General features: G+C 65.1%; 14 protein-coding genes and 1 riboswitch. Of the genes, 6 read left to right on the top strand and 8 right to left on the bottom strand.

Annotation, left to right across the window (positions count from 1 at the left end; all coding sequences use genetic code 11):
* Positions 1–13: 13 nt before the first annotated feature.
* From EWH21_RS03245 to EWH21_RS03255, 3 genes are read left to right on the top strand one after another with little or no spacing between them, the layout of a single operon-like run.
* Positions 14–7,330, top strand: coding sequence for an Hpt domain-containing protein (locus EWH21_RS03245; protein ID WP_277699772.1), 7,317 nt, complete (start codon positions 14–16; stop codon positions 7,328–7,330).
* Positions 7,327–8,346, top strand: a complete 1,020-nt coding sequence (locus tag EWH21_RS03250) for a chemotaxis protein CheB (RefSeq protein ID WP_037050131.1) — start codon at positions 7,327–7,329, stop codon at positions 8,344–8,346. The genes EWH21_RS03245 and EWH21_RS03250 overlap by 4 nt, the downstream gene beginning before the upstream one ends.
* A 29-nt stretch (positions 8,347–8,375) precedes the next feature.
* Positions 8,376–8,846 (top strand): chemotaxis protein CheW, encoded by a 471-nt coding sequence (locus EWH21_RS03255; RefSeq protein ID WP_047589664.1) that lies wholly within the window; start codon positions 8,376–8,378, stop codon positions 8,844–8,846.
* Positions 8,847–8,928: 82 nt separating this feature from the next.
* On the opposite strand, the gene EWH21_RS03260 is transcribed toward EWH21_RS03255, so the two are convergent.
* From EWH21_RS03260 to EWH21_RS03270, 3 genes are all read right to left on the bottom strand, one after another.
* Entirely contained in the window at positions 8,929–10,419 is a 1,491-nt protein-coding gene (locus EWH21_RS03260) for an alanine/glycine:cation symporter family protein (protein ID WP_152487650.1), read from the bottom strand.
* Positions 10,420–10,627: 208 nt separating this feature from the next.
* Positions 10,628–11,353, bottom strand: coding sequence for a 16S rRNA (uracil(1498)-N(3))-methyltransferase (locus EWH21_RS03265; RefSeq protein ID WP_134676172.1), 726 nt, complete (start codon positions 11,351–11,353; stop codon positions 10,628–10,630).
* Between the two features lie 84 nt (positions 11,354–11,437).
* Positions 11,438–12,841: an adenosylmethionine--8-amino-7-oxononanoate transaminase gene (locus tag EWH21_RS03270; RefSeq protein WP_037050121.1), complete on the bottom strand. Its 1,404-nt coding sequence runs from the start codon at positions 12,839–12,841 to the stop codon at positions 11,438–11,440.
* A 255-nt stretch (positions 12,842–13,096) separates the two neighbouring features.
* Here EWH21_RS03270 and EWH21_RS03275 point away from each other — a divergent pair, with 255 nt between their 5' ends.
* Together EWH21_RS03275 and EWH21_RS03280 are read left to right on the top strand one after the other, a co-directional pair.
* Complete coding sequence (locus tag EWH21_RS03275; protein ID WP_277699773.1) at positions 13,097–13,642, top strand: cytochrome b; 546 nt, start codon at positions 13,097–13,099, stop codon at positions 13,640–13,642.
* A 59-nt stretch (positions 13,643–13,701) separates the two neighbouring features.
* Positions 13,702–14,277 carry a YceI family protein gene (locus tag EWH21_RS03280; protein ID WP_179553207.1) on the top strand — a complete coding sequence of 192 codons (576 nt, stop codon included), beginning with the start codon at positions 13,702–13,704 and terminating at the stop codon, positions 14,275–14,277.
* A 150-nt stretch (positions 14,278–14,427) separates the two neighbouring features.
* Here the strand turns inward: EWH21_RS03280 and EWH21_RS03285 are convergent, their stop codons facing one another.
* The 5 genes from EWH21_RS03285 to ahcY all read right to left on the bottom strand — a co-directional run bounded on the left by EWH21_RS03285 (position 14,428) and on the right by ahcY (position 21,138).
* A complete protein-coding gene (locus EWH21_RS03285; protein ID WP_047591632.1) occupies positions 14,428–16,326 on the bottom strand; it encodes a DEAD/DEAH box helicase in 1,899 nt (632 codons plus the stop codon).
* Positions 16,327–16,515: 189 nt separating this feature from the next.
* Positions 16,516–17,286 (bottom strand): transporter substrate-binding domain-containing protein, encoded by a 771-nt coding sequence (locus EWH21_RS03290; RefSeq protein WP_277699774.1) that lies wholly within the window; start codon positions 17,284–17,286, stop codon positions 16,516–16,518.
* Positions 17,287–17,353: 67 nt separating this feature from the next.
* Positions 17,354–18,727, bottom strand: coding sequence for a nucleotide 5'-monophosphate nucleosidase PpnN (gene ppnN, locus EWH21_RS03295; protein ID WP_152487654.1), 1,374 nt, complete (start codon positions 18,725–18,727; stop codon positions 17,354–17,356).
* Between the two features lie 76 nt (positions 18,728–18,803).
* Positions 18,804–19,649, bottom strand: coding sequence for a methylenetetrahydrofolate reductase [NAD(P)H] (metF, locus tag EWH21_RS03300; protein WP_277699775.1), 846 nt, complete (start codon positions 19,647–19,649; stop codon positions 18,804–18,806).
* Positions 19,650–19,746: 97 nt separating this feature from the next.
* A complete protein-coding gene (gene ahcY / locus EWH21_RS03305; protein ID WP_277699776.1) occupies positions 19,747–21,138 on the bottom strand; it encodes an adenosylhomocysteinase in 1,392 nt (463 codons plus the stop codon).
* A 23-nt stretch (positions 21,139–21,161) separates the two neighbouring features.
* Positions 21,162–21,254, bottom strand: a riboswitch (S-adenosyl-L-homocysteine riboswitch).
* A 183-nt stretch (positions 21,255–21,437) separates the two neighbouring features.
* Here ahcY and EWH21_RS03310 point away from each other — a divergent pair.
* On the top strand, positions 21,438–21,827 hold the full coding sequence (locus EWH21_RS03310) for a hotdog domain-containing protein (RefSeq protein WP_277699777.1): 390 nt from the start codon (positions 21,438–21,440) through the stop codon (positions 21,825–21,827).
* Positions 21,828–21,851: the final 24 nt, after the last annotated feature.

Consider the following 21,851-nt stretch of genomic DNA (forward strand, 5'->3'; position numbering starts at 1 on the left):
GAGTGGAGTGGCTATGGGTGATCGGCATGATTATGTCGCCCTGGAGTGGGTAAAAGGCGAGATCGGGGAAACCCTGAAGCAGGCGCGGCAGGCCCTGGAGGCGTTCGTCGAGAACCCGCAGGACCCCACGCGCATGCGCTTCTGCCTGACCTACGTGCACCAGGTTCACGGCACCTTGCAGATGGTCGAGTTCTACGGCGCTGCGCTGCTCGCCGAAGAGATGGAACAGCTGGCCAAGGCACTGATGGAAGGCCGCGTCGCCAACCAGGGCGAGGCCCTGGAAGTGCTGATGCAGGCGATCCTGCAGCTGCCGGTCTACCTCGACCGCATCCAGACCGCCCGTCGCGACCTGCCGATGGTCGTGCTGCCACTGCTCAACGACCTGCGCGCCGCCCGTGGCGAGAAGCTGCTGTCGGAAACCAGCCTGTTCTCCCCGGACATGTCCGTCCGCCTGCCGGCGCTGCCGGAGGGTGGCCTGGCGCGTCTGCGTACCGCCGAACTGCCGGTGCTGCTGCGCAAGCTGCGGCAGATGCTGCAGATGGCGCTGGTCGGCGTCATCCGCAACCAGGACCTGGCCACCAACCTCGGCTACATGGCGCGGGTCTTCGCCCGTCTGGAGAACCTGTGCAAGGACGCCCCGCTGGGCGGCCTGTGGCAGATCGCCTCCGGCCTGATCGAAGGGCTGGCCAATGGCAGCGTGGTCAACGGCACCTCGGTGCGCACCCTGCTGCGCCAGGTCGACAAGGAGCTCAAGCGCCTGGTCGAAGAAGGTGCTGACGGCATCAACCAGTCCGCTCCCGACGAACTGACCAAGAACCTGCTGTTCTATGTGGCCAAGGCGCCGGCGCAATCGCCGCGCATCCGCAGCCTGAAGGCGCAGTACCGCCTCGACGATGCCCTGCCCGATACCGAGGTGGTGGACGAAGAACGTGCCCGTCTGGCTGGCCCCGACCGCGATGCCATGCGCTCGGTGGTGGCGGCACTGTGCGAGGAGCTGGTGCGGGTCAAGGACAGCCTCGACCTGTTCGTGCGCAGCGACCGCAGCCGTCCGGGCGAGCTGGATGCCCTGCTGGCCCCGCTGAAGCAGATCGCCGATACCCTCGCGGTGCTTGGTTTCGGCCAGCCGCGCAAGGTCATTCTCGACCAGATCGACGTGATCCATGCGCTGTCCCTTGGCCAGCGCGAACCGAACGACGCGGTGCTGATGGACGTGGCTGGCGCGCTGCTCTACGTCGAAGCGACGCTGGCCGGCATGGTCGGCCCGGGCGATGACAGCCAGAACGAGCAGAGCCATCTGCCGACCACCGATGTCGGGCAGATTCACCAGCTCGTCATCAAGGAAGCGCGCAATGGCCTGGAGCAGGCCAAGGACGCGATCATCGAGTTCATTGCCTCGCAGTGGAACCACGAACACCTGGCGCGCGTGCCCGAACTGCTGACCCAGGTCCGTGGTGGCCTGGCGATGATTCCGCTGCAGCGCGCCGCCGACCTGCTCAATGCCTGCAACCGCTACATTCAGGAGCAGTTGCTGGCACGCAAGGCCGTGCCCAACTGGCAGAGCCTGGATACCCTGGCCGACGCCATCACCAGCGTCGAGTACTACCTCGAGCGCCTGGCCGAAGACCATGGCACCCAGGGCGATCTGATCCTCGACGTTGCCGAGGAAAGCCTGGAGACCCTGGGCTATCCCCTCAAGGAAAAGCCTTCGATTCTCGACCGCGTCGAGCCGGAGGAAGAAACCCTGGCGCCACTGGCCGACCCGCTGCAGGAAATCGAACTGCTCGGTGCCGAGGACGAACTGCTGGAAGAGCCGCTGGCCGAGACCGCGCCCCAGGTTGACGAGATCGACGAGCAGCCCGCCGAGGCACCGGCCGATCTGGAATTGCTGGAAGGCGACGCGGAGCTGCCGGTCGCCGCTGATTCCGCTGACGGCTTCACCTTCGAGCTGGCGGAACTCGATGAGCTGCCGTCGCTGCAGGACGACGAGCTTGCCCCTGCCGCGCTGATCGAGATCGAGGCGGAACCTGAGCTGGAAGAGCTGAGCCTCGAGCAACTGAGCGAGGCGCCGCAGTGGGACGAGCTGGAACTGGCCGACCTGGAACTGCCGGAAGTCGAACTGCCCAGCGCGCCCGAGGTTGCGCCGCCAGCCGCCGAGGCGGAGGCGGACAAGCCGCTGTCGATGGCCGATGTGATGGCCGCACCGGTACAGGCGATCAACCCGCCTGCAGCCGACGTTCCGCCCAGCCTGCTGCCGCCGCCTGCCGACGAGGAGCCGGTGGACGAGGAGCTGCTGGAAGTCTTCATCGAAGAAGCCGGCGAAGTGCTGGAAACCATCGCCGAGTACCTGCCGCAGTGGCAGGCCGATACCGACAACAAGGATGCGCTGATCGAAGTGCGGCGCGCCTTCCACACCCTCAAGGGCAGCGGGCGCATGGTGCGCGCGCTGGTCATCGGGGAGCTGGCCTGGTCCATCGAGAACCTGCTCAACCGTGTTCTGGATCGCAGCATCGAGCCCGCTGCACCGGTGCAGCAGGTCGTGCTCGATGTCGTCGCCCTGATGCCGGCACTGGTCGAGGAGTTCGCCGCCAAGGCCCAGCGTCAGCGCGATGATGTCGACCTGCTGGCCGCCACGGCGCACGCCCTGGCCAAGGGGCAAACGCCCCCAAAATCTGACGCCCCGGCCGCTCCGCAGGTAGCCGAACCCGTGGGCGTAACCGAAGCTACCGCCGCCGTCGAGCAGGCCCCGGTCGTCGTGGATCAGGACCTCGATGGCGAGCCCCTCGATCCTCAGCTGCTGGAGATCTTCCGCAACGAGGCCGAGACTCATCTGGATACCCTGGTCGGCTTCCTCGCCGATTGTGCGCAGGAGTTGCCGCAACCGGTAACCGACGACCTGCAGCGCGCCCTGCACACGCTCAAGGGCAGCGCCTACATGGCCGGCATTCTCCCCGTGGCGGAAATCGCCGCGCCGCTGGAGAAGCTGGTCAAGGAATTCAAGACCAACCTGATTCAGGTCGACCTCGCCGCTGCGGAACTGCTGAGCAGTGCCGAGGGGCTGTTCCGCATTGGCCTGGACAACCTGGAAAGCCAGCCGCTGGCAGCGATTCCCGGTGCCGAGGCATTCCTTGCCCGGGTCCAGGCACTGCATCAGGATCGTCTCGCCAATGCCGAGGACGAGCGCAGCGGAGAAAGCGGCGAGAGCCGTGATCCGCAGCTGATCAGCATTTTCCTCGCCGAAGGCATGGACATCCTGCTGGATGCCGAGGACCTGCTGCGCAAGTGGCGCGAGCACCCCTCCGAGCGCCAGGAGCTGTCCGCGCTGCTGGAAGAGCTGACGACCCTGGGACGTGGCGCGGAAATGGCCGAACTGCCGCAGATCGACGAGCTCTGCGAAGCCTTGCTCGACCTCTATGGCGCCGTCGAGGAAGGCAGCCTGGCCGTCAGCGAGCGTTTCTTCGACGAGGCAGAGAAAGCCCACGAAGCGCTGATCGGCATGATGGACCAGGTGGCCGCCGCGCTGCAGGTCAGCCCTCAGCCCGAGCGTGTTGAGGCGCTGCGTCAGTTGCTGGCCGAAGCCATCGATCCGAACACCCTGGCGTTGCTGTCGCCCGATGTCGAAGGTCTGGAAGTCGTCGAGCTGGACCAGGCCACTGCCGAACTCGAGCAGGCCGAGCAGTCGGCCGCGAGCGAGGAGCCTGGCGAATCGCAGCTGGCCGAGGCGTCGTTCGAGACCATCGAGGCCGAGCCAGTGCCTGAAGAGCAGGCGAGCTTCAGCCCGGCCGATGCCGAACTCGACGAGGAGATGGTCGAGATCTTCCTCGAAGAAGCCGTCGACATTCTGGAAAGCGCGGGACAGGCGCTGGAGCGCTGGCTGAGCGAGCCGGACAACACCATGCCGCTGTCGTCGCTGCAGCGTGACCTGCACACCCTCAAGGGTGGTGCGCGCATGGCCTCGATTCGTCCGATAGGCGACCTGGGTCATGAACTGGAGTCCCTGTACGAGGGCCTGGTCGACCGTCGCTACAACCATTCACCGGCGCTGGGTAACCTGCTGCAGCAGAGCCACGACCGCCTGGCGCAGATGCTCGACCAGTTGCAGGCGCGCCAGCCGCTGGTTTCCGGTGATGACCTGATCCAGGCGATCCGTCAGTTCCGCCAGGGCGGCCCGGCGCCGAGCCTGTCGGCAGCCGTTGCCCAGGTCGAGGCGCCGATGCTCGACGAACAACCGTCCAGCGAGGCTGACGAGCCGCTCGAGTTCGATCTCGCTGACGATGACACGCCGCCTCTGGCCCTGGTCGAGGACGACGTCGTTGTCGACGAGATCATCGACGTGCCGCTCGAAGACAACCTGCCGCTCGTCGACGAAGTGGAGCTGGAACTGCCTGAGGAGCCGCAGGTCGAGACTGTTGCCGAGCCCGAGCCCGAGCCCGAGCCCGAGCCCGAGCCCGAGCCGGAACCTGCGCCTGCACCAGCACCTGCACCTGCACCGCAGGTCGTGGACAGCTGGCACGAGGAGCGCGATCCCGAGCTGGTGGAGATCTTCCTCGAGGAAGGCTTCGACATCATCGAAAGCGCGGGCGCAGCCCTGCAGCGCTGGATGGGCGATGTCGACAACAGCCTGGAGCTGGAAGCCCTGCAACGCGATCTGCACACCCTCAAGGGTGGTGCGCGGATGGCCGAGATTCGCGAAATCGGCGATCTGGCCCATGAGCTCGAATTCCTCTACGAAGGTCTCGGCGGCGGCCGTCTGCGTGCCAGCACGGAACTCTTCACCCTGCTGCAGGCCTGTCATGACCGCCTGGCCGAGATGCTGGAAGCGGTGCGTGGCCAGCGTGCGGTGCCCTCGGGCGAGGACCTGATCGATACGATCAAACGCTTCCGCGCCAATCCTGACGAACAACTGAGCATGCCGTCGGCCGTTCAGCTCAAGGCCGTGGTCGAGAGCGACGACGCCGATGAGGCGGACAGCGACATTCTCGACATCTTCCTCGAAGAGGGCGATGACCTGCTCGAGGCGATGGAAACGGCTATCGGGCGCTGGGAAGATCAGCGCGAGGACAGTGCGCCGATCGACGAGATGCTGCGCATCCTGCACACCCTCAAGGGCGGTGCGCGCCTGGCTGGACAGAAGCGCCTGGGTGACATGAGCCACGACCTCGAACAGCATCTGAGTGAGGCGTTGCAGCAGGGCGCACCGTGGCCGGAAAGCCTGTTCCTCGATGTGCAGTCCGGTTTCGAAGGCCTGCAGCAGGAACTCGACCTGCTGCGCCAGCGCCTCAGTGCCAGCCTGGCCGATGAGCCGGCTGCCGCGCCGGTCGAACCGGTCGAGGTTGCCGCTCTGCCGGTGCAGAGCAGTGCGCCGATCGTCGCCGCCAGCGACGCGCCGACGCAGCTGCAGGCACCCAAGGTCCTGCCGTTCGTGCGCCGGGCCGAAGAGGCGGCCGCCGAGGCTGCCGCGCGCCGCGCGCCGCAGGAACTGGTCAAGGTTCCTGCCGAGTTGCTCGAAGGGCTGGTCAACCTGGCCGGTGAGACCTCGATCTTCCGCGGCCGTGTCGAGCAGCAGGTCAGTGACGTGAGCTTCACCCTGAGCGAGATGGAAGCGACCATCGACCGTGTGCGTGACCAGCTGCGTCGTCTCGACACCGAGACCCAGGCGCAGATTCTCAGCCGCTACCAGGCCGAGGCCGAACGTGCCGGCTACGAGGATTTCGACCCGCTGGAAATGGACCGTCACTCGCAGCTGCAGCAGCTCTCGCGTGCGCTGTTCGAGTCCGCGTCCGACTTGCTCGACCTGAAGGAAACCCTGGCCGCGAAGAACCGCGACGCCGAGACCCTGCTGCTGCAACAGGCACGGGTCAACACCGAGTTGCAGGAAGGCCTGATGCGTACGCGCATGGTGCCCTTCGACCGTCTGGTCCCGCGCCTGCGGCGCATCGTCCGGCAGGTGGCCGGCGAGCTCGGCAAGCAGGTGGAATTCGTCGTCGGCAACGCCGAGGGGGAAATGGACCGTACCGTGCTCGAACGTATCGTCGCGCCGCTGGAGCACATGCTGCGCAACGCTGTCGACCACGGGATCGAAGTGGCTGATGTACGCCGCGCGGCAGGCAAGCCGGACGCCGGCACCATCCGCCTGAATCTGGGGCGCGAGGGCGGTGATATCGTCCTCACGCTGGATGATGATGGCGGTGGTATCCGTCTGGAAGCCGTGCGCCGCAAGGCCATCGAACGTGGCCTGATGGACGCCGACAGCGACCTGAGCGATCACGAGATCCTGCAGTTCATCCTCGAGGCCGGTTTCTCCACGGCGGAGAAGGTCACGCAGATTTCCGGACGCGGCGTCGGCATGGACGTGGTGCACTCCGAGGTCAAGCAGCTCGGCGGCTCGATGAGCATCGACTCGACCCTGGGCCAGGGCACGCGCTTCACCATCCGCCTGCCGTTCACCGTGTCGGTCAACCGCGCGCTGATGGTGTACTCGGGCGAGGACCTGTACGCCATTCCGTTGAACACCATCGAAGGTATCGTGCGCGTTTCGCCTTACGAGCTGGAGGCCTACTACGCCCCGGATGCGCCGCGCTTCGAGTATGCCGGCCAGGCCTACGAACTGAAGTACCTCGGTGACCTGCTGAACAATGGCCAGCAGCCCAAGCTGGTGGGGCAGAGCCTGCCGCTGCCGGTGATCCTGGTGCGCTCCAGCGAGCACGCCGTGGCTGTGCAGGTCGACAGCCTGGCCGGTTCGCGCGAGATCGTGGTGAAGAGCCTCGGCCCGCAGTTCGCCGGGGTGCATGGCATCTCCGGTGCGACCATCCTCGGTGACGGGCGCGTGGTGGTCATTCTCGACCTGCTGGCGACCATCCGCGTGCTGCACGCGCACCTGCAGAATCAGCTGCTGCCGCGTCTGGCTTCGCGCCAGGTGGCGATCAGCGAAGAGGTCGAAGTCGATCGGCCAACCCTGGTCATGGTGGTGGACGACTCGGTCACCGTGCGCAAGGTCACCAGCCGTCTGCTCGAGCGTAACGGCATGAACGTGGTCACTGCCAAGGACGGGGTGGATGCCATCGCCCAACTGCAGGAGCACAAGCCGGACATCATGCTGCTGGACATCGAGATGCCGCGCATGGACGGCTTCGAGGTGGCGACCCTGGTGCGCCACGATGAACGCCTGAAGGACCTGCCGATCATCATGATCACCTCGCGTACCGGTGAAAAACACCGTGAGCGGGCGATGTCCATCGGCGTCAACCAGTACCTCGGCAAGCCCTATCAGGAGTCCTTGCTGCTCGAAACCATCGCTCAGTTGGTGGATAGCCATCAGGTCAAGCGGACATGACAGAGAAATCCCTCGCGCGCATTGCGGTCATCGCCGACACCTCGCTGCAGCGCCATGTGCTGCAGCAGGCGCTGGCAGGTGGTGGTTACCAGGTGGTGCTCAACAGCGATCCGGCGCGTCTCGACGAGGATGCCCTGGCCGCTTGCGAGACCGATCTGTGGCTGGTGGACCTGGCCCAGTCGGATGATTCGCCGCTGGTCGACAGCCTGCTGGAGCGCGCCAGCGCGCCGGTGTTGTTCGGCGAGGGGCATGCCCCTGAACGTCAGTCCGAAAACTATCCGCGCTGGGAGCGCAGCCTGTTCGGCAAGCTCAAGCGTCTGGTCGGGGACCCGGCCCAGGCCGTTGGCCCCAGCCTGCAGGCCCTGCTGGACGAAGCGCAGCGGCCGACCCGCCTCGAGCTGCCGCAGGCGCTCGCCGATACGCCGCTAAAGGCTGGCGAACCGGCGCGTCAGGTCTGGTTGCTGGCGGCCTCGCTGGGCGGTCCGGCGGCTGTGAAAGCCTTTCTCGATGCGCTGCCGGGCGGCCTGCCCATCGGCTTCATCTACGCCCAGCACATCGACGCCAGCTTCGAAGCGGCATTGCCGCAGGCCGTCGGGCGACACAGCCAGTGGCACGTCAATCCGGCACGCCAGGGCGACCCGGTGCGATGTGGCGAGGTGGTGGTGGTGCCGATCGCCAGCGAGCTGGGTTTCGACGATCAGGGCGCCATGCAGATCGCCGAGCGCGGCTGGCCGGAGCCCTACAGCCCCTCCATCGACCAGATGATGCTCAATCTGGCGCAACAGTTCGGCGCCCAGTGTGGCGTCATCGTCTTCAGTGGCATGGGCAGCGACGGCAGTGCCGCCGCCGCGTACGTCAAACGCCAGGGCGGGGTGATCTGGACCCAGCGCGGCGACAGCTGCGCCTGCCCGAGCATGCCCGACAGCCTGCGCGAGGGCGGCTACAGCAGCTTCAGCGCCGACCCGCGCGAGCTGGCCGTGGCCCTGGTCAATCACCTTGCCGAACATTGCAGTTGATCGGGGTTTGCCCCGTATAGGACGTTTTCATGAGTCAAGCCGTCGCCACCCAGAACAGTGCAGCCAACCTCACCGGGTTGCTGGTGCCGCTGGCCGACCGCACCCTGCTGCTGCCCAACGTGGCGGTCGCCGAGCTGATTCCCTATCGCGCGCCCCAGGTGAGCGAAGGTGCGCCGGCGTGGTTTCTCGGCCAGATCGCCTGGCGTGACCTGAGCCTGCCGCTGTTCTCCTTCGAGGCCGCCAGTGGTGGCCAGGCGCAGGTCGCCAGCGGGGCGCGGGTCGCGGTGATCAACGCACTGGGCGGTCGCCCCAAGGTCAAGTTCATTGCCTTGCTGGTGCAGGGCATTCCCCGCTCGCTGAAGGTCGGCAGTGACCTGGCTGCGGCCGATGTCGAGCTGGCGCCGCTCGAGCTGGGCGCCGCACGCATTGCCGATGAGGTGGTGCGGATTCCGGATCTGGTGGCCCTGGAGCAGATGCTGGACGATGCCGGCCTGATCTGAGTCGCGCTGCAAGGCGCAGCAGGCCCCAACGAAAAAGCCCCGGCACATGGCCGGGGCTTTTTTATGCCGTCAGCGAGCGCAATCAGCGCTGCGCGTTAGCCTCTGCAGCTTCGGCTTTCTTTTCTTCTTCCAGATTGTCTTCCGAGGTGTGGCTACCCCAGTAGTCGGCGTTCTTGATGCCGAGTTTTTCCGGGTGGAACACCGGGTCCTTGCCTTCGTCCTGCTGTTGCTCGTAGTCCTTCAGGCACTTGTAGGCGATCTTGTGCATGAGCACGATGGCGATGATGTTCAGCCAGGCCATCAGGCCCACGCCGAGGTCACCCAGGTCCCAGGCAACGGTGGCGCTGCGCACGGTGCCGTATACGGTGGCCGCGATGATGCCGAACTTCAGCAGCAGGGTGAGGATCGGACGCTTCACCTTGCGGTTGATGTAGGCAATGTTGGTTTCGGCGATGTAGTAGTAGGCCAGGATGGTGGTGAAGGCGAAGAAGAACAGGGCGATGGCAACGAAGGCGTTACCGAAGCCGGGCATCATGTTCTCCATCGCGGTCTGCACGTAGCCCGGGCCGGCGGCGACGCCAGCGATACCGGTGAACAGCGCGCTGCCATCGGGAGCCTGTACGTTGTACTGACCGGTGATCAGCAGCATGAAGGCAGTCGCCGAGCAGACGAACAGGGTGTCGATGTAGACCGAGAAGCCCTGTACCAGGCCCTGCTTGGCCGGGTGGCTGACGGCTGCCGCGGAGGAGGCGTGCGGGCCGGTGCCCTGACCTGCTTCGTTGGAGTAGACGCCGCGCTTCACGCCCCACTGGATAGCCATGCCGATGATGGCACCGAAACCGGCTTCGAGGCCGAAGGCGCTACGGAAGATCAGAGCGATCACTTCCGGCAGCTTTTCGATGTTCAGCAGGATGATCACCAGGGCGACCAGGATGTAGCCCAGCGCCATGAACGGCACCACCACCTGGGTGAAGTGGGCGATACGCTTGACGCCACCGAAGATGATCAGACCGATCAGGACGGCGAGCAGGGCAGCGGTCACGTTCGGGTCGATGCCGAATGCGGTTTGCGCGCTGGAGGCGATGGAGTTGGCCTGTACGCCCGGCAGCAGCAGGCCGCAGGCGAACACGGTGACCACGGCGAACAGCCAGGCGTACCACTTCAGACCCAGGCCTTTCTCGATGTAGAAGGCCGGGCCACCGCGGTATTCACCGTTGAGCTTTTCCTTGTACACCTGGCCGAGGGTGGACTCGACGAACGCCGAGCTGGCGCCGAGGAAGGCAACCATCCACATCCAGAAGATCGCACCCGGGCCGCCGAAGGTGATGGCGGTGGCCACACCGGCGATGTTACCGGTACCGACGCGACCGGCGAGGGTCATGGTCAGGGCTTGGAAGGAGGAGATGCCGTGCTCATCGGTCTTGCCGGTGAACATCAGGCGGATCATTTCTTTGAAGTGGCGGACCTGGAGGAAGCGGCCGCGAAGGGAGAAGTAGAGACCAACGCCGAGACATAGATAGATCAGCGCCGGGCTCCAGACCAGACCGTTGAGGGTCGAGACCAGTTCGTTCATGCAATGCTCCTGGGCATGCGGCCGCCTTTTGGGCGGGGCCGAAGCCCGTTGATTTGTTATTGGAAGAGGAACGACGCAGCGGGGCGCCGGCCTCGGCCGGGCGCAGGTCGCTGGTAAAGCAGGTCGCGCACGCGGCGCGCAGAGCATGACAAAGACTGCTCGGCTTGCAATCTCTTGAGGTCACATTTTGTTACGCCAAGGCGACATTTTACGCCTGGAGGTCGCCCCACAGCTGCTGAGCGACGCTCAGGGCCACCACTGGCGCCGTTTCCGTGCGTAGAACGCGCGGTCCCAGGCGAGCTGCGTGGAAGCCGGCGTGCATGGCCTGTTCCACTTCCGCATCGCTCAAGCCGCCTTCCGGCCCGATCAGGAAGGCCAGATCGTCTGGCCGCTCATGGCTCTGCAGCGGTGCGGCGACCGGGTGCAGCACCAGCTTCAGATCGGCTTCGGTCTGTTGCAGCCAGGCGGCCAGCTCCAGTGGTGGGTGGATCACCGGCAGCACCGAGCGGCCGCACTGTTCGCAGGCGCTGATCGCCACCTGGCGCCAGTGAGCCATGCGCTTGTCGGCCCGTTCGTCCTTCAGGCGCACTTCGCAGCGCGTCGAGACGATGGGAGTGATTTCCGTCGCGCCCATCTCGGTGGCTTTCTGGATCGCCCAGTCCATGCGTTCGCCGCGTGACAGGCCTTGCCCGAGGTGAATGCGCAGCGCGGACTCGGCCAGGCCATCGAGGGCCTCGCGCAGTTCCACGCGCACGCTTTTCTTGCCCACCTCGATCAGCTCGCCCAGGTACTCGCGGCCACTGCCGTCGAACAGCTGCACGGCATCGCCCACGGCATGACGCAGCACCCGGCCGATGTAGTGCGCCTGGGCCTCGGGCAGCTCGTGCTGGCCGAGGGAGAGCGGGGCGTCGATGAAGAAGCGGGATAGGCGCATATGAATAGCTACTGAGCGACAAGTTCGAAGCGGCAAGTGTAAAGCACTGTGCCTCTGCGCTGTTACTTGCCGCTGGCGTCGGCGCTAGCCTGGATCGCGGTGATCGGGGAAGCGATTGTCCACCGCCACGCTGACCGATTCACGGGTGGCGATATCGATCCCTTCGCTGGCCACCTCGGCGAGGAAGTCGATTTCCTCGGGGGTGATCACGTAGGGCGGCAGGAAGTACACCACGCTGCCGAGCGGACGCAGCAGCGCGCCACGCTGCAGGGCATGCTGATAGACGCGCAGGCCACGTCGCTCCTGCCAGGGGTAGGCGGTCTTGCTGGCTTTGTCCTGCACCATCTCGATGGCCAGGGCCATGCCGGTCTGGCGGATCTCGGCGACGTGCGGGTGTTCGGCCAGGTGCGCGGTGGCGCTGGCCATGCGCGTGGCGAGGGCCTTGTTGGCCTCGATCACGTTGTCCTGCTCGAAGATGTCCAGGGTCGCCAGCGCCGCCGCACACGCCAGCGGGTTGCCGGTGTAGGTATGGGAATGGAGGAAGGCGCGCAGGGTCGCGTAGTCGTCGTAGAACGCCGCGTAGACATCGTCGGTGGTGAGTACGGCGGCCATCGGCAGGTAGCCGCCGGTGAGCGCCTTGGACAGCACCATGAAGTCCGGGGTGATGTTGGCCTGTTCGCAGGCGAACATCGTCCCGGTACGGCCGAACCCCACGGCGATCTCGTCGACGATCAGGTGCACGCCGTAGCGGTTGCAGGCGTCACGCAGCAGCTCGAGATAGACCGGGTGGTACATGCGCATGCCGCCGGCGCCCTGGATCAGAGGCTCGACGATCACCGCAGCGACTTCGTGGTGATGCTCGGCCAGGGTCTGTTCCATGTGGGCGAACATGCTGCGCGAGTGCGCTTCCCAGCTCACGCCCTCGGGACGCAGGTAGCAGTCCGGGGTCGGTACCTTGAGGGTGTCGAGCAACAGGGCGCGGTAGGTGTCGGTGAACAGCGACACATCGCCCACCGACATCGCCGCGACCGTCTCGCCGTGGTAGCTGTTGGTCAGGGTGACGAAGCGCTTCTTGGCCGGCGCACCGCTGTTGAGCCAGTAGTGGAAGCTCATCTTCAGCGCCACCTCGATGCCCGAGGAACCGTTGTCGGCGTAGAACACCCGGTTCAGGCCCGCGGGCGTGAGGCGCACCAGGCGCTCGGACAGTTCCACCACCGGTTCGTGGCTGAAACCGGCCAGCATCACGTGCTCGAGGCTGTCTAGTTGCTCGCGGATGCGTGCGTTGATGCGCGGGTTGGCGTGGCCGAAGACGTTGACCCACCAGGAGCTGACCGCATCCAGATAGCGCTTGCCGTCGAAGTCCTCCAGCCAGACGCCTTTGCCGCGGCGGATGGGGATGAGCGGCAGGCGTTCGTGATCCTTCATCTGGGTGCAGGGGTGCCACAGCACGTCGAGGTCGCGCTGCATCCAATGGTCGTTCTGGCTCATGAGAAATCTCCCGCTGTTCGGCGGCACAGCCTACCAGAAGGCGCGCGCGGGGATGGAAACTGCCGCTGGTCCGGTGTTTTGTGCCGTCTGTAGCCATCTCTGCGAACTTTGCGGCAGCGGCGGCGCACTAATCCGATCGGCTTGAAGGCATGGAAATGAGCTATCGCATTTCTCGATGTTTCATAGCGAAATTTTCCGCTTTAAATCGATATATTTGCCGTTAGTCTTGCTCGGAAATTGAATCAGGAAGTCCCCATGCAATGGCGTAATACCTCTGCTCGTTACGGTCTGGTCAGCGTGCTGTTGCACTGGTTGGTGGCGCTGGCCGTGTTCGGCCTCTTTGCCCTCGGTTTCTGGATGGTCGGGCTCAGCTATTACGACCCCTGGCGCCAGAGTGCGCCGGACCTGCACAAGAGCATCGGCATCCTGCTGTTCGCGACCATGCTGCTGCGCGTGTTGTGGCGCCTGTTCAACCCGGCGCCGGCGGCGCTGGAGAACCATGGCGCGCTCACCCGCCTGGCCTCCAGGCTGGGCCATGCCGCGCTCTACCTGGGCCTGTTCGGCGTGATGGTCTCCGGTTACCTGATTTCCACCGCGGATGGCCGTGGTATCGAGGTATTCGGGCTGTTCAGCGTGCCCGCCACCTTGACGGGCATCGAGCACCAGGAAGATATCGCCGGTGATATCCACGAATACCTGGCCTGGGGCCTGGTGATCTTCGCGGTCGTGCACGGCCTGGCCGCACTCAAGCACCATTTCATCGACCGCGACGGCACCCTGCTGCGGATGTTCGGGCGCTGAAGCTATTCATCATCGGGCCAAGGCCCACCTAGATCGACAACCTCGCAAGGAGAACACCCATGTTGAAGAATGCCCTCGCTGCACTGGTTCTGGGTTCCGCCCTGATCGGCGGGCAGGCCATGGCGGCCGACTATGCCATCGACAAGCAAGGCCAGCACGCCTTCGTCAACTTCAAGATCAGCCACCTGGGCTACAGCTGGCTGTACGGCACCTTCAAGGATTTCGACGGCAAGTTCAGCTTCGACGCCGCCAACCCCGAGGCCAGCAAGGTCAGCGTGAGCCTGAAGACCGCCAGCGTCGACACCAACCACGCCGAGCGCGACAAGCACATCCGCAGTGCCGACTTCCTCAATGCCAGCAAGCACGACACCGCGACCTTCGAGTCCACCTCGGTCAAGTCCACCGGTGAAGGCACCGCTGATGTCACCGGCAACCTGACCCTCAACGGCGTGACCAAGCCGGTGGTGATCGCGGCCAAGTTCATCGGTGAGGGCAAGGACCCGTGGGGCGGCTACCGCGCCGGTTTCGAAGGCACCACGACCCTGAAGATGAAGGACTTCGACATTGCCATGGACCTCGGCCCGGCTTCGGAAACCGTCGAGCTGATCATTTCGATCGAAGGCGTTCGCCAGTAAGGAAAGCGGCCGCTAGCCAGCGGTCGTCCGATGGCCCTTTCCCATTCATGGGAATGGGGCCCGAGGGGAGAGGGGTGGTGATCCACTCGCCTTTTCCGCTAAACGAAAACGCCGCCCTCAGGGGCGGCGTTTTTGTTGCTGCGTCGGCGCTTACTCGTCGCGGTTGCGCGTCAGCAGTGCCGGCTTCTCGCCGCGAGGGCGGTTGCTGTTGCTCAGCTCATCGAGTTGCTCGGCCGTGGGGAAGCGGTCCAGTCGCGAACTCTTGTGCATGATGACTGGCTGCTTGTCGCGCGGGCTACGCACGGCAGCCTCTGCACGCGGCAGCTCGTCGCGGTCGAGCGAGGTGACGCGGCCGTCATGGGCAGCGCGGCCACGGCCGCGGTTGGCACCGTTGCGTCCCTGGCCCTGGCCACCCTGGCCGCTGCCCTGGCGACGGTTCTTGTTGGCGCCATTGCCGGCACCACCGCCATTGTTGCTGCGCGGGCCCTTGTTGCTCTGGCGCTGGCCTTGACCCTGCTGGGTACCGCCGTTGCCGGGGTTGCCACCCGAACGACGGCCACGGCCCTGCTGCTTGTTCTGGGCCGGGCTGACGTAGTCGACGCGGTTGCCGAAGTTGTCGATATCGTCGTCGAGGAACTCTTCCGGATCACGATCTGGCGGCAGGGCGGGAATCGCCGCTGCAGGCTGGCCCTGGCCAGTGCCGCTGCGTTGTCCGCGGCGGCGCTTCTGCCCCTGTGGTTTGGCCTTCTGATCCTTGCCGCCGTCCTTGCCCTTGTCCTTGCGGCCACCGTTCTGGTGCTCGCCCTTGGGCTTGTCGCCGGACTCGGCCTTCTGCTTCTTCTGGCCGGCGTTGCGCGGCTGGCGTGGTTCGCGCGCCTCGGGGCGCTCGGCCTCCACGGTGCTGGCATCGAAGCCCATCAGATCGCCATCGGGGATCTTCTGCTTGGTCATGCGCTCGATGCTCTTGAGCAGCTTCTCCTCGTCCGGGGCGACGAGCGAGATGGCCTCGCCGCTACGTCCGGCACGGCCGGTGCGGCCGATGCGGTGAACGTAGTCCTCCTCGACATTGGGCAGCTCGAAGTTGACCACGTGCGGCAGTTGGTCGATGTCCAGGCCGCGGGCGGCGATATCGGTGGCGACCAGTATGCGCACCTTGTTCGCCTTGAAGTCGGCCAGGGCCTTGGTGCGGGCGTTCTGGCTCTTGTTGCCGTGGATTGCGGCAGCCGGAAGGCCATGCTTGTCGAGGTACTCGGCCAGGCGATTGGCGCCGTGCTTGGTACGGGTGAACACCAGTACCTGTTCCCAGGCACCCTGAGTGATCAGGTGCGCAAGCAGTGCGCGCTTGTGACTGGCGGCCAGGCGGAACACACGCTGCTCGATGCGCTCGACGGTAGTGTTCGGCGGCGTGACCTCGATGCGCTCGGGATCGTGCAGCAGTTTGCCGGCGAGATCGGTAATGTCCTTGGAGAAGGTCGCCGAGAACAGCAGGTTCTGGCGCTGCGCGGGCAGGCGCGCGAGCACCTTCTTGACGTCATGGATGAAGCCCATGTCGAGCATGCGGTCGGCTTCGTCCAGTACCAGGATTTCCACGTGGGAAAGGTCCACGCTGCCCTGGCCGGCGAGGTCGAGCAGGCGGCCGGGGCAGGCGACGAGTACGTCGACGCCCTTGGCCAGTGCCTGGACCTGCGGGTTCATGCCGACGCCACCGAAGATGCAGGCGCTGACGAACTTCAGGTCGCGGGCGTAGATCTTGAAGCTGTCATGCACCTGGGCAGCCAGCTCGCGGGTGGGCGTCAGCACCAGCACGCGCGGTTGCTTCGGGCCATGGCGCTGCTCGCGGTCCGGATGGCCGGCCGGGAACAGGCGTTCGAGAATCGGCAGGGCGAAACCTGCAGTCTTGCCCGTGCCCGTCTGGGCCGCCACCATCAGATCGCGACCTTGCAACACGGCGGGAATGGCCCGCTGTTGCACCGGAGTGGGCTGGGTATAGCCGGCGGATTCGATCGCACGGACTAGAGCCTCGGAGAGACCGAGGGAAGCAAAGGACATGGGCAATCCTGTACGTAGTGAGGGCGTGGCCCTATGGGGTGATATTGCCTGGCTTGAATCACGCGTGGGGGGCATGATCCCGTCCGGTACTGCTGGCTTCCGAGAACCAGCATCCGGGCGCAAGCCTGGCGGGAAGGCCCGAGTATAACAGAGCTTGCGCGTTGCGCATCCACCAGCCTGTCGGCTGGTTCACGGCGTGGAGGCTTCGTCGGCGCCGGGCGATTCGGCGTAGCGCGCCTGCAGCTCGGCATAGGCCGGCTCGGCCTTGAAACGGCGCAGCTCCTCGCTGAAGGCCTGGGCTAGGGTTCGCAGCTCCGCTGTCCTGGCCAGTGCCAGGTAGAGATTGTCCTGGCCGACCGGCGTCGCGTTGTAGCTGATCTTGCGGCCCAGCCCCAGGCGGTTGGCCAGGAACATGCCGGTGCGACGATCGTTCACCACCAGGTCGACACGATGGCGCGCCAGCTTGCCGATGTTGGCCTCGTGACTGGGGCCTTCTTCGCGGCGGAAGGTCTGCGCGGTGCGAAACGCGTCGTCGTTGTACCAGTAGCCCGCCGAGATGCCGATCACCAGGCCGCGCAGGTCGTCGATGTGGCGATAGCGGAAGGGCCGGCTGCGCGAGTAGAACAGCACGAACTCGATGTCGCTCAGCGGCTCCGAGGCGAACTGCATGCTGGCTTCGCGCGACGGGTGGTAGAAGACGTCCAGGATGCCGTCGGCCTGCCCTTGCTGCATGGCCAGCAGGCAGCGTTTCCAGGGCATGAACTGCAACTGCATCTCGCGGCCCAGGCGGCGCAGCACCTCGCGGGTGATCTCGTAGTCGAGCCCGGTCGGCTGGCCGTTTTCTTCGTAGACGTAAGGTGGCCACGCCTCGGTGACCAGGCGCAAGGGTTCGGCCCGTAGGCCGAAGGCCATGCAGCACATCAGCTGCAGGCCAATGACGACGCGTACGACTGCTCTCATGGCTTAAGCATAGTCCCCCTTTGGCAAGGGGCTGGGGCGCAGCAAGGGTGCGCCCCGGCAGGCGCGTTCAGGACACGACGCGGTAGCAGGGCTCGTAGGCCGTGCCACCGGGCAGCTTCATCCGGTGCTGTTCGACGAAGGCCTGCAGCAGTCGGTCCAGGGGCGCCATGATGCTGGCGTCCCCCTTGATCTCGTACGGGCCGTTCTCTTCGATCAGGCGAATGCCGTTTTCCTTGACGTTGCCCGCGACGATGCCGGAGAAGGCCCGACGCAGATTGGCCGCGAGCTGATGCAGCGGCTGCTCGCGGGTCAGGTTGAGGCTGGCCATGGCGTCGTGGGTCGGCTCGAACGGATGCTGGAAGCTCTCGTCGATCTTCAGCAGCCAGTTGAAGTGGAAGGCGTCGTTGCGTTCCCGGCGGAACTGGCGCACGGCCTTGATCCCGACCGCCATCTCCCGGGCCACTTCGGCCGGGTCGTTGACGATCATGCGATAGCGCTGCTGCGCGGCCTTGCCGAGGGTCGCGCCGATGAAGTCGTGCAGCTGCTGCAGGTAGGTGCTGGCGCTCTTCGGCCCGGTGAGGATGACCGGGAAGGGCAGGTCCTGGTTGTCCGGGTGGGTGAGGATGCCCAGCAGGTAGAGGAATTCCTCGGCGGTGCCGGCGCCGCCCGGGAAGATGATGATGCCGTGCCCGACGCGCACGAATGCTTCCAGGCGTTTTTCGATATCCGGCAGGATCACCAGCTCGTTGACGATGGGGTTCGGCGCTTCCGCCGCGATGATGCCCGGCTCGGTCAGGCCCAGGTAGCGGCCGGTGAGGTTGCGCTGCTTGGCGTGGCTGATGGTGGCGCCCTTCATCGGCCCCTTCATCACGCCGGGGCCGCAGCCGGTGCAGATATCCAGGCCACGCAGGCCCAGCTCATGGCCGACCTTCTTGGTGTACTTGTACTCCTCGGAGCTGATCGAGTGTCCGCCCCAGCACACCACCATCTTCGGTTCGACGCCACTGCGCAGCGTGTGAGCGTTGCGCAGCAGGTGGAAGACGTAGTCGGTGATGCCTTCCGAGCTGTCCAGATCGATGCGCTTGTTCTCCAGCTCGCTCTGCGTGTAGACGATATCGCGCAGGGCGCTGAAGAGCATTTCACGGGTGCTGGCGATCATCTCGCCATCGACGAAGGCGTCGGCGGGAGCGTTCAGCAGTTCCAGGCGAATGCCGCGATCCTGCTGGTGGATCTTCACCTCGAAATCCGGGTATGCCTCAAGGATGGTCTTGGCGTTGTCGCTGTGCGAGCCGGTGTTGAGGATTGCCAGTGCACATTGGCGGAACAGGCGATAGACGCTGCCAGAACCGGTTTCACGCAGTTGCTGCACCTCGCGTTGCGAGAGCGTTTCCAGGCTGCCCTTGGGGCTGACTGAGGCATTGATCGTGGAGCGTTTGAGCATGGCAGGCGATCCTTCGGCGGCAAGGCGGGGTGTGACGCGAGCAGGCTGCCCGAAGGCAGCCTGCGGGTGAACTGCCTCAGCGTGGCAGTTTGAGGTTGTTCCAGATGGCCAGGCTGGGGTCGGCCTGGTTCAGCGTATAGAAGTGCAGGCCCGGTGCGCCACCGTCGAGCAGGCGTTCGCACATCTCGCTGATCACCTGTTGGCCGAAGGCCTGGATGCTTTCGACGTCATCGCCGTAGGCTTCCAGCTGCTTGCGTACCCAGCGCGGGATCTCCGCGCCGCAGGCGTCGGAGAAACGCGCCAGCTTGCTGTAGTTGGTGATGGGCATGATGCCCGGCACGATCGGCAGGTCGACGCCCAGTTTCTGCACGCGCTCGACGAAGCGGAAATAGCTGTCGGCGTTGAAGAAGTACTGGGTGATGGCGCTGTTGGCGCCGGCCTTGGCCTTGCGCACGAAGTTGGCGATGTCGCTCTCGAAGTTGCGCGCCTGCGGATGCATTTCCGGGTAGGCGGCGATTTCGATGTGGAAGTGATCGCCTGTTTCGTTGCGGATGAACTCGACCAGCTCGTTGGCGTAGCGCAGCTCGCCGCTGGCCATGCCCATGCCCGAGGGCAGGTCGCCACGTAGGGCGACGATGCGCTTGATGCCGGCGTCCTTGTACAGGGTCAGCAGTTCGCGCAACTCGGCCTTGCTGTCGCCGACGCAGGACAGGTGCGGTGCGGTCGGCACCTTCACCTCGCCGTCGAGCTGCAGCACGGTGTTCAGCGTGCGGTCACGGGTGGAGCCCCCGGCACCATAGGTGCAGGAGAAGAAATCGGGGTTGTAGCTCGCCAGCTGGCGCGCCACGTTCAGCAGTTTTTCGTGCCCGGCTTCGGTCTTGGTCGGGAAGAACTCGAAGCTGTAACGGCGTTCTTGACTCATGGAGAAGGTTCCCTTCCCAGCGGCAAACTGCAAGCCTCAAGCTGCAGAGGGCGCGGGTCCCGTCCTGCAGCGTGCGGCTTGCCGCTTGTGGCTGTGATCAGTAGCGGTAGGTATCGGGCTTGAACGGACCTTCCACGGTCACGCCGATGTAGTCGGCCTGCTGCTTGGTCAGCTGAGTGACCACGCCGCCAAAGCCCTTGACCATTTCCAGGGCCACTTCTTCGTCCAGTTTCTTCGGCAGCACTTCCACGGTCAGGCGCTCGGCTTTCTTCTCGACGGAGAGATCGGCGAACTTCTGCTCGAACAGGAAGATCTGCGCCAGCACCTGGTTGGCGAAGGAGCCGTCCATGATGCGGCTCGGGTGGCCAGTGGCGTTGCCCAGGTTCACCAGGCGGCCTTCGGCCAGCAGGATCAGGTAGTCGTCGTTGGCGGCGTCGAAGCTGCCGGCGCCGGTGCGGTGGATCTTGTGCACCTGCGGCTTGACCTCTTCCCAGGCCCAGTTCTTGCGCATGAAGGCGGTGTCGATCTCGTTGTCGAAGTGACCGATGTTGCACACCACGGCGCGCTTCTTCAGCGCCTTGAGCATGCCGGCGTCACACACGTTGACGTTGCCGGTGGTGGTGACGATCAGGTCGATCTTGCCCAGCAGCGCAGCGTCGACGCTGGCCTCGGTGCCGTCGTTGAGGCCGTTCTTGTACGGGGAAACCAGCTCGAAGCCGTCCATGCAGGCCTGCATGGCGCAGATCGGGTCGACTTCGGAAACCTTGACGATCATGCCTTCCTGACGCAGCGACTGGGCCGAGCCCTTGCCCACGTCACCGTAGCCGATGACCAGCGCCTGCTTGCCCGACAGCAGGTGGTCGGTGCCGCGCTTGATGGCGTCGTTGAGGCTGTGGCGGCAGCCGTACTTGTTGTCGTTCTTGCTCTTGGTCACGGCGTCGTTGACGTTGATCGCCGGGACTTTCAGGGTGCCGGCCTTGAGCATGTCGAGCAGGCGGTGCACACCGGTGGTGGTCTCTTCGGTGACGCCGTGGATGCGCTCGAGCATCTGCGGGTATTTCTTGTGCAGGATCTCGGTCAGGTCACCGCCGTCGTCCAGCACCATGTTGGCGTCCCACGGCTGGCCATCTTTCAGGATGGTCTGCTCGATGCACCACTCGTACTCCTCCTCGGTCTCGCCCTTCCAGGCGAATACCGGGATGCCGGCAGCGGCGATGGCGGCAGCGGCCTGGTCCTGGGTGGAGAAGATGTTGCACGAGGACCAGCGCACTTCGGCGCCCAGGGCGGTGAGCGTCTCGATCAGCACGCCGGTCTGGATGGTCATGTGGATGCAGCCGAGGATCTTCGCGCCTTTCAGCGGTTGGCTGGCGGCGTACTTGCGGCGCAGGCCCATCAGTGCCGGCATTTCGGATTCGGCGATGATCAGCTCTTTGCGGCCCCAGTCGGCCAGGGAAATATCGGCGACCTTGTAGTCGTTGAAAGCGCTCATGCAGTAACTCTCCATTCGTTGTCTGCGAATGGGCGCCGTTGATGCGTTTGGATAACGCCCCGGGCGAGCCTGACAAAACCGCGTGATGCGGGTTTGCTGCAGCGCCCCTCGACCGGGTGGCGGGAGCGACCGGAGCGGTGCCGGTCGCGTGTAACCGGCAAATTATAGCTGCCCGTGCGGCACAGCCCAAGGCTTTCCGTCGTATTTGCCCGGCTATCGAAACCATAGCCGGGCCTGCCACGACAGGCGCGGTGACGGCGGTGCATGATGGTCGCCCAACCTGGCAAGGAGAACCATGCATGAATTTCCATACCCGCAAGTGGATCAAGCCTGAGGATCTCAACCCCAATGGCACCCTGTTCGGCGGCAGCCTGCTGAAGTGGATCGACGAGGAGGCGGCGATCTACGCCATCGTCCAGCTCGACAACCAGCGCGTGGTCACCAAGTTCATTTCCGAGATCAACTTCGTCAGCTCGGCGCGCCAGAGCGACATCATCGAACTGGGCATCACCGCCAGCGAGTTCGGCCGCACCTCGATCACCCTGCGTTGCGAGGTGCGCAACAAGGTTACACGCAAGAGCATCCTGACCATCGACAAGCTGGTATTCGTCAACCTCGGCGAGGATGGTCTGCCCGCGCCGCACGGCAAGACCGAAATCACCTACGCCCGGGACCGTTTCCAGGACTGATTCGCGCTGGCGTGGACGGCCGCA

It is taken from the genome of Pseudomonas sp. REST10 (assembly GCF_029542605.1).
Classification (GTDB): domain Bacteria; phylum Pseudomonadota; class Gammaproteobacteria; order Pseudomonadales; family Pseudomonadaceae; genus Aquipseudomonas; species Aquipseudomonas khazarica.

Excerpts from the sequence above, each read along its gene's own strand:
- EWH21_RS03245 (WP_277699772.1), top strand. The coding sequence starts at position 14 with ATGGGTGATCGGCATGATTATGTCGCCCTGGAGTGGGTAAAAGGCGAG.
- EWH21_RS03250 (WP_037050131.1), top strand. The coding sequence starts at position 7,327 with ATGACAGAGAAATCCCTCGCGCGCATTGCGGTCATCGCCGACACCTCG.
- EWH21_RS03255 (WP_047589664.1), top strand. The coding sequence starts at position 8,376 with ATGAGTCAAGCCGTCGCCACCCAGAACAGTGCAGCCAACCTCACCGGG.
- EWH21_RS03260 (WP_152487650.1), bottom strand. The coding sequence starts at position 10,419 with ATGAACGAACTGGTCTCGACCCTCAACGGTCTGGTCTGGAGCCCGGCG.
- EWH21_RS03265 (WP_134676172.1), bottom strand. The coding sequence starts at position 11,353 with ATGCGCCTATCCCGCTTCTTCATCGACGCCCCGCTCTCCCTCGGCCAG.
- EWH21_RS03270 (WP_037050121.1), bottom strand. The coding sequence starts at position 12,841 with ATGAGCCAGAACGACCATTGGATGCAGCGCGACCTCGACGTGCTGTGG.
- EWH21_RS03275 (WP_277699773.1), top strand. The coding sequence starts at position 13,097 with ATGCAATGGCGTAATACCTCTGCTCGTTACGGTCTGGTCAGCGTGCTG.
- EWH21_RS03280 (WP_179553207.1), top strand. The coding sequence starts at position 13,702 with ATGTTGAAGAATGCCCTCGCTGCACTGGTTCTGGGTTCCGCCCTGATC.
- EWH21_RS03285 (WP_047591632.1), bottom strand. The coding sequence starts at position 16,326 with ATGTCCTTTGCTTCCCTCGGTCTCTCCGAGGCTCTAGTCCGTGCGATC.
- EWH21_RS03290 (WP_277699774.1), bottom strand. The coding sequence starts at position 17,286 with ATGAGAGCAGTCGTACGCGTCGTCATTGGCCTGCAGCTGATGTGCTGC.
- ppnN (WP_152487654.1), bottom strand. The coding sequence starts at position 18,727 with ATGCTCAAACGCTCCACGATCAATGCCTCAGTCAGCCCCAAGGGCAGC.
- metF (WP_277699775.1), bottom strand. The coding sequence starts at position 19,649 with ATGAGTCAAGAACGCCGTTACAGCTTCGAGTTCTTCCCGACCAAGACC.
- ahcY (WP_277699776.1), bottom strand. The coding sequence starts at position 21,138 with ATGAGCGCTTTCAACGACTACAAGGTCGCCGATATTTCCCTGGCCGAC.
- EWH21_RS03310 (WP_277699777.1), top strand. The coding sequence starts at position 21,438 with ATGAATTTCCATACCCGCAAGTGGATCAAGCCTGAGGATCTCAACCCC.